The following is a 2,275-nucleotide window of genomic DNA, read 5'->3' on the forward strand; positions in this document are numbered from 1 at the left end:
ACCTTTGGGCGTCAAACGCGCATTCTTGTGGCTGTTCATCTGGTCTCTCCGGGGAACACTGAAGCTTCGCAACCTCAGCTTCCTCGGTTCGGACCAGATGGACAACCTCCTGAAAGACCACATCTAGCTCTTTGTTTGAGCATGATCTTTTTCGGAAAACCGGTCTCCACTTTTCCGGATCATGCTCGAGCGGTCCCGGGTTACGCTGACGCTTCACCCGGGCTACGAGGACCAGGGCAGTCAGGTGCTGCTGCCGGCTGCGGTCGCGACGACGGGCAATACTTCGGTGGCTCCGGGGTCGGGCGTCTCGTCCTTCCAGCGCACCGAGCCGAACGGACGCTCCAGCATGCGGCGCACCCGTATCGGTTCGGGGCCGAGATGGAAGGCGATCGCCTTCAGATGCAGTTCGCGCTCGGATTGGGTGGCGCGGTTGCGCTGACGCAAGTAGTCGAGCCAGGTCGGGCAGTGATAGCGCTCGGTCCACAATTCGGGATCGGCGATGTCGCGCGCGATCGACCAGCCATACGCACCATTGCGCTGCCGGCTGAGCTGCACCTCCAGCATCACATTGTGAAAGGCGCGCGCGTTCTCTTGTGCGACGCGGTACTCGATCTCGACCACCAGCGGCCCGCTGCGCGGCGTGAGCAGCATGCGGACCTCGGGATCCGCGAGCATTTCGGTGGCGTCCTCGTTGCGAGCGCCGACCGGCGGCATCCGGAGCCACAGGCCAAGCAGCGGTGACAGCAGCATCAGCCCCGCGGAGACCAGGAGCGCGATCTCGACGCCGGCGACATCGGTAAGGCGGCCCCAGCCCCAGCTTCCGATCGCGATTCCGCCCGCGATTGCAGCCTGGAACGCCGCCAGCGAGCGGCCGGCGACCCAGCGCGGCGCCGAGAGTTGCACGCCGATATTGAACAGCGCGATCGCCATCATCCAGACCGCGCCGGCCAGCACCAGCGCCGCCGCGGTCACCACCGGCAGCTTGCTGATCGCAACCGCGGCGATCGCGCCCGCCATCGAGATCGCGCAGACGCGCACCGCCGCCTCGCCGCTCATCCGCTTGCGCACCTCGCCGATATTGAGGGCGCCGAGCACCGCGCCCATCCCGAAGGCGCCGAGCATGATGCCGTAGGTCTGCGCGCCGCCATGCAACAGGTCGCGCGCCACCAGCGGCATCAGCGCGGAGACCGAGCCGCCGATGATGCCGGTGACCAGCGTGCGCGTCAGCACGATCTTGATCGACGGCGAATGATTGATGTAGCGCATGCCCGAGACGATGGCGCGGTTGAGCCGCTCGCGCGGCAGCCGCGACGGCTCGCTGACGCGGTCTTAGAGGAACAGCACGATCAGGAGCGGCAGATAGAACAGGGCGTTGAGCGCAAAGGCGGCCACCGCGCCCGCGGCTGCGACCACGATGCCGCCGATCGCCGGCCCGAAGCTGCGGGCGATGTTGTAGCTGATGCCGTTCAGCGCCACCGCGGCGGGCAGCGTTTCGGGCGGTTCCTGTTCGTTGACCGAGGACTGCCAGGCCGGACCGAACAGCGCCATGCCGCTGCCGACGATGAAACAGAGCGCGAGCAGGATATTCGGGGTCACCAGGTCGAGCCACGCCAGCGCGGTCAGAACCGTGGCGCCGGCCAGCGCGATCAGAAGCGACACCATCGCCACGACCCGGCGGTCGTGCATGTCGGCAATGGCGCCGGCCGGCATCGAGATCAGCATGACCGGCAGCATCAGGGCGGTCTGCACCAGCGCCACCTTGTCGGCCGCAGATGTCATCTGTGTCATCGCCCAGGCGGCGCCGACCCCCTGGATCAGGATCCCGAGGTTGGAGAGCAGGCTCGCCAGCCAGATGCGCCGGAACACCGAATGCCGAAGCGGCGCCAAGATGCCGTCGGAGGCAGGGCTCGGGCGTCGCGGCGATGCTGTCATGGTGGTTCCGTGGTCCTTGGTTGGCTGCCTGATTCCGGCAGCCGAGTGATGCCCGTCAAACGCCCGCATTGTCCAGTCGTCATGCTGTCATTTCCATTCCGCAAAAACCCGGCTTGGGAGCGAGGAGCGGGCGGCGAGGTAACAAATGCGCGTGTTCGGCGAACTCTCCCCGAGAACGCTGTTTTACGTCTTCATCACCCCCGGATGGAAAGGGTAGACTAGTGGTTCATCACAGTGATTTTGACGTTTTGATACCGAGCCATTCGAGGATCGGCAAGTTTTCGGGTGGCAGGAGAATCTCGATGCTTCGGGGAACGCCGGGCTGACGGCGAATGAAGCCGTT

1 pseudogene is annotated in these 2,275 nt (G+C 65.6%); it reads right to left on the reverse strand.

Annotated elements, in window-relative coordinates:
• Positions 1-240: 240 nt before the first annotated feature.
• Positions 241-1,932: pseudogene (locus ACZYOF_RS43470) on the reverse strand (MFS transporter).
• Positions 1,933-2,275 lie beyond the last annotated feature (343 nt).

It is taken from the genome of Bradyrhizobium sp. LeoA1Lang (genome assembly GCF_055413685.1).